The following is a 7,783-nucleotide window of genomic DNA, read 5'->3' as shown; positions in this document are numbered from 1 at the left end:
CGCACCAGCGTTATGTCGGCGCTTTGCATGGCAATATCGGTTCCCGTTCCCATCGCGATTCCCACGTTGGCCTGAGAAAGCGCCGGGGCATCGTTGATTCCGTCGCCCGCCATTGCCACGCGGCGGCCTTCGTCCTGCAACGCTTTGATGGCGTCGGCCTTGGCGTCTGGCAAGACCTCGGCGCGGACTTCATCAATGCCTAGCTTCTTCGCGACAACATCCGCAGTGGCCTTGCTATCGCCCGTGAGCATTACCACGCGAAGCCCGACCTCATGAAGCGCTTTTATGGCCTCGGAAGCGGAAGCCTTAATCGGATCGCTGATGCCAATCAACCCGGCGGCGTGTCCGTTGAGCGCGACAATGACGACCGTATGCGCGTCGCGGTGCTGAGTCTGAATGTGTGAAGCCAGAGACTCCAGCGACACGCCTTCCTCTTTCATAAAGGCTTCACTGCCGACGAGAACCCGCTGCCCCTCGACCACCCCCATGACCCCACGCCCTGTGCGCGACGTAAACTCCGCCACTTCGGCGGGCTCGAGATGTTGCACGCGCGCGGCATCGACTATGGCAGCGGCAAGTGGATGCTCGCTGGCCTGCTCGATACCCGCGGCGATGCGAACCACATCGTTTGCCTTGAACCCTCTCGCGGCAATAAGACTGATTACGCGCGGCCGCCCTTCGGTAAGCGTGCCCGTCTTGTCAACCGCAACGGTATCGATCTTCTCGAGCGATTCAAGGGCTTCGGCGTTCTTCACAAGGACTCCGGCCATCGCACCGCGCCCCACACCAACCATAATCGACATGGGAGTGGCAAGTCCGAGCGCGCACGGGCACGCGATAATGAGAACGGAAACGGCGTTAACAAGCGCGTATGCCAATTGCGGTTCGGGGCCAACCAACATCCACACAACAAACGTGACGACCGACGCCACAATGACAGTGGGAACAAAGATTCCGGAGACCACGTCGGCAAGGCGTTGTACGGGGGCCCGGCTGCGCTGCGCTTCGCTCACCATGCGCACAATCTGCGCGAGCAGCGTGTCTGCTCCTACGCGCTCGGCCTGCATAATGAAGCTGCCCTTCCCGTTGACCGTTCCACCGGTAACAAGATCGCCTGGCTTCTTCTCGACGGGCACGGGTTCGCCTGTCAACATCGATTCATCGACGACACTCGCGCCGTCCAGTACAAGACCATCGACGGGTACCCGGTCGCCGGGCCGCACACGGAGCCGGTCGCCCACGCGTACCTCGCTCAGGGGGATATCTTCCTCCTGCCCCTTGCCTCGAACGATGCGCGCTTTGTTGGGCGCCAGGCCAAGGAGTTGCTTGATTGCGCTGGAAGTGCGCGCCCTGGCCTTCAGTTCCAGAACTTGTCCAAGCAGGACCAGCGTGATGATCACAGCGGCGGACTCGAAGTAGACAGGTATCGATCCGCCATGGCCGCGCAGCGAGTGAGGAAATATGGAGGGTATCAACGTAGCCACAATGCTGTAGACAAAGGCGACGCCGGTCCCGAGCGCGATCAGGGTAAACATGTTGAGTCGCATGGACACGACAGACCGCGCCCCGCGCACGAAAAAGGGCCAACCGCAATACAACACAACGGGAGCGGCAAAGAGTAGTTGCACAAAAAGCCACACACGCATAGGTGCGATGGGGGTCAGCAATGCGGCGGGCACCATCTCCGCCATGGCGATCATGAACAGAGGAATCGTGAACCCCACGGCAATCTTGAACCGGCGGGTCATGTCCGCCAACTCCGGGTTCTGTTCCTCCGTCACAATGGTCCGTGGTTCAAGCGTCATGCCACAGATGGGACACGTGCCAGGCACCTCTTCGGCAACCTCGGGGTGCATCGGGCAAGTGTATTCGACGGCGGAGGAAGGCAGCTCAACTGTCTCGGGTTCAAGCGCCATTCCGCAGACCGGGCAGTCACCGGGTCCTTGCTGACGCACACCCGGGCACATCGGGCAGATGTAGTATCGCGTATCCTGCCCCTTTGCTGCTGGCGCCGGCGTGGCAGGCGAGGCGGCATGACCATGACAACACGGTGACTCGCCTTGCGGCGCGCCGACTCGGAAAGAATCGGCGGTAAGGGTACTCTTGGACGGTGAAGTCTTGTTTAAGTACGCAGCAGGATCAGTCGCGAACTTCGTCGCGCACGACGCGCTGCAGAACACATAATCGACCCCCTCATGGGTGTGGCGATGCTTCGCCGTCGCCGGGTCGACCTTCATAGTGCAGACCGGGTCCACCATCAATGTCGAATTGGCGGACACGGCCTCGTTTCCACCGCAACACGCGCGGTCTTCGCTCATCTACATCTCCCAAATACCCCATGACCATCATGCGTCCCACCTGCTTCCCGTATACAGCATGCACTAAAAGCGAGGCAAAGTACATTCTGGAGATAGGTGCGCACCATGCCGCGATTGGCGATTAGGATGTGGTGTACACCATTTGGGCACATTTCGTATGATGCCTCCTGCTATTTCACGACTACATGGAAGGAATTCACCATGATGAATCGATATGCAATTTGGACTGCCATCGCGTTGGTGTTTGCGGTGGCTGTATACGCGGACGAGGCCGCCGCGCCGAAGGAAATGAAGGGTATGCCGTTGGTGTATAGCGATGAATTCGACAGCGGCATCGAGAAGTGGACCATGACCGATCCGGCCGCGTGGAAGGTCGTGGACGACAATGGCAATAAGGCGCTGTCGTTGTATGCCGAGAGCAAGTACGAGCCGCCCGTGCGTTCACCGAAGAACATCGCGCGGATCAAGGATTTGAATGTGGGGGATTGCGTCATCGAAGTGAAGATGAAACAGACGGGCCGGGAGTACGGGCACCGCGACATGTGCATCTTCTTCGGCTACACCGATCCATCTCATTTCTATTATGTGCATCTGGCGACGAAGGCCGATGAACATGCGAATTCGATCTTCCTGGTAAACGGCACGCCTCGGGTGTCCATCGCGCAGGAGCGCACGGGTGGTACGGCGTGGACGGACGCGTACCATACGGTCCGCATAGAGCGGGACACGCAGGTGGGAACGATTCTCGTCTATTTCGACGACATGACCAAGCCGATCATGAAGGCGACCGACAAAACGTTCGCTTCGGGTGGGATAGGGTTTGGATCGTTTGACGATGTGGGCAATATTGACAGCGTCCGGGTTTGGGGCAAAGTGGCTGACAAGAAATAGCCGAATCCGTGAATACACGGGTGTCGCCGTGTGTTCATGATGCAAAGAGAACTGGGGGATCGTTCCTGACACACGGGGACGGTCCCCGTCTCATTTATGGCGCGGTTGTGAATCGACTTGCTACGGAAGGAGCGCGATATGGCGTATACACCGAAGATTCTGGCGTTTGCGGGAAGCCTGCGGAAGGAGTCCTTCAATAAGAGACTCGTGAAGATTGCCATTGCTGGGGCGGAGGCGGCGGGGGCTCAGGTGACCTATATCGATTTGCGGGATTTTCCGTTGCCTGTTTTTGACGAAGACCTCGAAGCTGCCGAGGGAATGCCCGCGAATGGCAGGGCGATCAAAGACATCATGCTTGCGCACGATGGCTGGTTGTTGTCGTGCCCGGAGTACAACAGCTCCATCACGGCGGTGCTCAAGAACACGATAGACTGGGCGTCGCGCCGAGAAGGCAATGAGAAGCCGCTGGAATGTTTCGCGGGGAAGGTCGTCAGCCTGATGAGTGCGTCGCCGGGTGCATTGGGTGGGTTGCGTGGATTGGTGACCGTGCGGTCGCTATTGAGCAATATCCAGATGATCGTGCTGCCGGAGCAGGTTTCCATTCCAGGTGCGGGGGACGCTTTCAATGCTGATGGTTCCCTGAAGGACGAGAAGAAGCAGGCGCAGATCCGGGGATTGGGCGAGAACTTGGCGAGGGTGTTGGCGAAGCTGAAGGGATAAGGTCAGCGACCAAGGAAAGCACACAGTACTCAGCAGCCAAGTCATCAATTCATTGTACCTTGACAGTCCAGCGCTCTTAATTTAGTATCATAGTATAGTGGCCGTCAAGGCTAAAAGGGGGAATATGAGCGCGGAGTCAGGGCAGCTGTCGAGTAGCGGGACGAAACCGAGTGGAATCGAGCGGCGTCCGTGGCTTGTGGTTCCTTTTCTTATACTTGCGTGGCTTATTTGCTCACTTTTGTTACGGGAAATGGAGGCAACTCGGGGCATCCGGCAAGTTGCCATGGCGCTTATTCATTATGTCTCTATTGTTGGGTATCTCTCCTGGCTGCTTCTGCTTAGGACGCGCCATGCGAATGTGACAGAGAGCTTGCCACTAAGGGAGAGGGTTTTGTGCTTTGTGATAACCCTGATGCTGCCGGTATTCGCACATAAGCTGCCTTCCGTCGATCTGCGCCGTATCCGGATCTTGCTGGCGCTTATTATCTTCATGGATGTCGCAATAAGCCTTCGGTTTACGGCGTGAGAGGATTGAGCGGAAGGGTCGTATATGGTCTTAAGCCTAGGACCGACAAAGCACCGTGAGGTTTGATTGGAAATTTGCGAGGGGATCTGCCCGTGAGGCAAATCCCCTCGCGCTAGTTTTGTGCAGCGTCAGACCTTCTTGAAAGCCTGATCGAGGTCGGCGATGAGGTCGTCGAGGTCTTCGATGCCGACGGAGATGCGGATCAGGTTCTGGGTGATGCCCATCTTGGCGCGGAACTCTTCGGGCATGGAGACGTGGGTCATGCTCCACGGGTGCTCAATGAGCGATTCGACGCCGCCGAGCGATTCCGCGAGCGTAAGCAGTTCGACACCGCTCAGCAATCGGAACGCCTCTTCCTGGCCACCCTTCACGCAGAAGCTGAATGTTCCGCCGAAGCCGGTCATCTGTTTCTTCGCCAGGGCGTGCTGCGGGTGGCTTTCGAGGCCGGGATGCAGGACGCGTTCGACCTTGGGATGTTTCTCCAGCCAGCGCGCGATGCCCAGCGCATTCTTGTTGTGTTCTTCCATGCGAATGGCGAGTGTCTTGAGTCCGCGCAAGACGAGGAAGCAATCTTGGGGACCGGCGCAGGAGCCGAGCGCATTCTGCAGGAAGCCGATCTTCTCGCCGAGCGCCTGATCCTTCACGATGACCGCGCCGCCGACCACGTCGGAGTGGCCGTTCATGTACTTAGTCGTCGAGTGCAGCACCACATCCACGCCGAAGTCGAGCGGACGCTGAAAATACGGCGAGAGGAACGTGTTGTCGCACACGGTGACGACGCCCTTCTCTTTCGCTACGTTCGCGACCGCTTCTAGATCGATGAGGTTCATGAGCGGGTTTGTGGGCGTTTCGATCCAGATCATCTTCGTGTTGGGACGAATGGCCTTCCGGATGGCGTCGATATCGCGCAAGTTCACGAAATCGATCGCGACGCCCTTTGGAGCCACCACGGACGTGAGCAAACGGTAGGTGCCGCCGTAAAGGTCGTCGTGGACGATGATATGCGCGCCGGAATCAAGCATGGCGAGGACAGTGGCTTCGGCGGCCATGCCGGTGCCGAAGGCGAACCCGTGGGTGCCGCCTTCAAGGGCGGCAACGCAGTTTTCGAGGGCCTTGCGCGTGGGGTTGCCGCTGCGCGAGTAGTCGAAAGGGCCGGGTTGGTTGACGCCTTTGAAGGCAAACGTCGAGGTCTGGTAGATGGGCGTCATGACCGCGCCAAACGCGGGGTCGGGGCCTTGTCCGGCATGAATCGCCAAGGTCTTGAATCGCATGCTAATCCTCCACATCAATGTTCGGGCGACGTTGGGAAACGGGGCAACTTCGAGGGTCCGCGGATGCGGGCTCAGCCGAAGGGCCTGCCTGGGACAGCCAAATCCTAGGGAAATCCGTCGCCGCGCATAGAAACGTCGGGCGCGCGTCCAGGATTCCCCAAGCAGTGGCTCCTATTATAGGGGGGTGGGGATGCGTACCTCAAACAGGCGGTACACGTGACATCGTTTCAGGACAAAGTTCGGCTCGGGGATTAGATTTCTCGTGCCGCGTATGACTACACTCGTTATGCCAAAGTCTCCGGCAAAAGGGGGATTGAAACGGCAGGGAAGGGGCGCTCCTGCATGATTCAGGTTCACGATTTTCACAAGGCATATGACGGCAAGATCGCTGTCGCGGGCTTGAGCTTTGGGGTTGAACCCGGACAGATACTTGGCATGGTCGGCCCGAACGGGGCTGGGAAGACCACGACGTTGCGCGCGATTTGCGGCGTGATTCCACCGTCGCACGGGCGCATCGCTATCGATGGCTACGATGTTCGCGAGAATCCCGTTGAGGCGAAGCTACGGATTGCCTACGTGCCTGACGATCCGAAAGCGTTCGATGTACTGACGGTGTGGGAGCACATGCGGTACACGGCGAGCGCGTATGGGGTCAAGGATTACACGGCAAAGGCGAATGCGTTGTTGGAACGCTTCGAGCTTACCGAACATCGCGACAAGATGGGAGGCGAACTCTCGCGTGGTATGCGGCAGAAGATGGCCTTGTGCTGCGCTTACCTGCACGATCCGAAGGTCATTCTGCTCGACGAACCCATGACGGGAATCGACCCGCTTGGCATTCGTACGACAAAGCAGAGCATTCGTGAGGAGGCGGCAAAGGGCGCGGCAATCGTGCTGAGTTCGCATTTGCTAGACATTGTCGAAGATTTGTGTACGCACCTGCTTATCCTTCATGAAGGAGAGTGTCTGTTTCTCGGCGCGCTGGATGAAGCCCGTGAACGGTTCCGCACGAGTGAGGGAGAAACCAGCCTCGAAGAAGCGTTTATCAAGGCGACGTCCGCAAAGGGCAGTCCGCCGCCGTTGCCACAAGAATCGGTTGATGAGCATAGGGGGTGATTCCGATGAAACGTGTTCCGCTTTTGAGTGTGGTGTTGGCTTTGGTGGCGCCGATTGCAGTCGCGCAGGAACGCATCGACTGCGCGGGCCAATATGGGGGGCATCTGCAGGGCGTTGTGACCGACAGCGCGGATGGCAATCCGACGGCCATCTTCTGGTCGTTTACGGTGGCTCTGGTTAAAACCGACTTGAAGGGTCAGTTGATCAAGGCTATCGATGTGCCTACGCATCACGGCGATCTCGCATGTCACGAGGGCAAAGTCTACGTGGCCGTGAACCTGAAGCTGTTCAACGAGGAGCCGGGCAAGGCGGACTCGTGGATCTATGTCTACGATGCGAATGACCTTACGCTCTTAACGAAGCATGCCGTGCCGGAAGTCGTGCATGGCGCGGGCGGCGTGGAGTTTCACAACGGACATTTCTTTGTGGTCGGGGGACTTCCTGTCGGTTATACCGAGAACTACGTCTACGAATACGACGCGGATTTCAAATTCGTCAAACGGCACGTAGTTGCCAGCGGCTACACCGATAAGGGAATCCAGACCGTCTCATTTTTCAATGGAGCATGGTGGTTTGGGTGTTACGGCAAGCCGGAGGAACTCCTGAAGGCCGATGAGAACTTTGGTTCTCTCGCCAAATATCAAGAGGACTGGGCGTTGGGGATAGCTCCATTCACCAAGGGAACCTGTATTCGCGGCGTTCATAAGCGCGACGAGAATAAGAAACTCTGGACAGGTGCGGTGCTTGTGGAATCTAATTGCACTCCACTGATGCCAGCGCAGGCCGCGCCTGAGAAATGAGAGTCATCGGCACATTTGCCTTGCTGTGGCGGCTCGAATTCCGCGGCCGGATTCGCTGGCTGCTGAAACAGGCACGCCGTCCGGCAGGCGCCATCATGATTGTGTTCTGGTGCTTGATGGTAGGAATGTGGTTGATTCAGG

6 protein-coding genes are annotated in these 7,783 nt (G+C 58.0%); 4 read left to right on the top strand and 2 right to left on the bottom strand.

The window, feature by feature from the left end; translation table 11 throughout:
* Nucleotides 1-2,237, bottom strand: a 2,237-nt coding sequence (locus tag K1Y02_23545) for a heavy metal translocating P-type ATPase (protein ID MBX7259357.1), incomplete at its 3' end; no start/stop codon positions are given.
* Nucleotides 2,238-2,519: 282 nt separating this feature from the next.
* On the opposite strand from K1Y02_23545, the gene K1Y02_23540 reads away from it, so the two are divergent.
* Both K1Y02_23540 and K1Y02_23535 read left to right on the top strand, forming a co-directional pair.
* Complete coding sequence (locus K1Y02_23540) at nucleotides 2,520-3,209, top strand: hypothetical protein (protein ID MBX7259356.1); 690 nt, start codon at nucleotides 2,520-2,522, stop codon at nucleotides 3,207-3,209.
* 138 nt (nucleotides 3,210-3,347) lie between these two features.
* The gene (locus K1Y02_23535; GenBank protein MBX7259355.1) at nucleotides 3,348-3,929 is read left to right on the top strand and encodes an NAD(P)H-dependent oxidoreductase; all 582 of its coding nucleotides are present in this window, start codon (nucleotides 3,348-3,350) and stop codon (nucleotides 3,927-3,929) included.
* Between the two features lie 654 nt (nucleotides 3,930-4,583).
* On the opposite strand, the gene K1Y02_23530 is transcribed toward K1Y02_23535, so the two are convergent.
* Nucleotides 4,584-5,726, bottom strand: a complete 1,143-nt coding sequence (locus tag K1Y02_23530; protein MBX7259354.1) for a cystathionine gamma-synthase — start codon at nucleotides 5,724-5,726, stop codon at nucleotides 4,584-4,586.
* Between the two features lie 342 nt (nucleotides 5,727-6,068).
* On the opposite strand from K1Y02_23530, the gene K1Y02_23525 reads away from it, so the two are divergent.
* Together K1Y02_23525 and K1Y02_23520 are read left to right on the top strand one after the other, a co-directional pair.
* Nucleotides 6,069-6,842 (top strand): ABC transporter ATP-binding protein, encoded by a 774-nt coding sequence (locus tag K1Y02_23525; GenBank protein ID MBX7259353.1) that lies wholly within the window; start codon nucleotides 6,069-6,071, stop codon nucleotides 6,840-6,842.
* 5 nt (nucleotides 6,843-6,847) lie between these two features.
* On the top strand, nucleotides 6,848-7,642 hold the full coding sequence (locus K1Y02_23520) for a hypothetical protein (protein ID MBX7259352.1): 795 nt from the start codon (nucleotides 6,848-6,850) through the stop codon (nucleotides 7,640-7,642).
* Nucleotides 7,643-7,783: the final 141 nt, after the last annotated feature.

This window comes from Candidatus Hydrogenedentota bacterium, from assembly GCA_019695095.1.
In the GTDB taxonomy this organism is placed as follows: domain Bacteria; phylum Hydrogenedentota; class Hydrogenedentia; order Hydrogenedentales; family SLHB01; genus JAIBAQ01.
Note: the sequence above shows the minus strand (reverse complement) of the source record. Positions and strands in the feature narration are given on the sequence as shown.

What these genes read in the sequence shown, in the direction of transcription:
- K1Y02_23525 (MBX7259353.1), top strand. Translation starts at nt 6,069, where the DNA reads ATGATTCAGGTTCACGATTTTCACAAGGCATATGACGGCAAGATCGCT.
- K1Y02_23535 (MBX7259355.1), top strand. Translation starts at nt 3,348, where the DNA reads ATGGCGTATACACCGAAGATTCTGGCGTTTGCGGGAAGCCTGCGGAAG.
- K1Y02_23530 (MBX7259354.1), bottom strand. Translation starts at nt 5,726, where the DNA reads ATGCGATTCAAGACCTTGGCGATTCATGCCGGACAAGGCCCCGACCCC.
- K1Y02_23540 (MBX7259356.1), top strand. Translation starts at nt 2,520, where the DNA reads ATGATGAATCGATATGCAATTTGGACTGCCATCGCGTTGGTGTTTGCG.
- K1Y02_23520 (MBX7259352.1), top strand. Translation starts at nt 6,848, where the DNA reads ATGAAACGTGTTCCGCTTTTGAGTGTGGTGTTGGCTTTGGTGGCGCCG.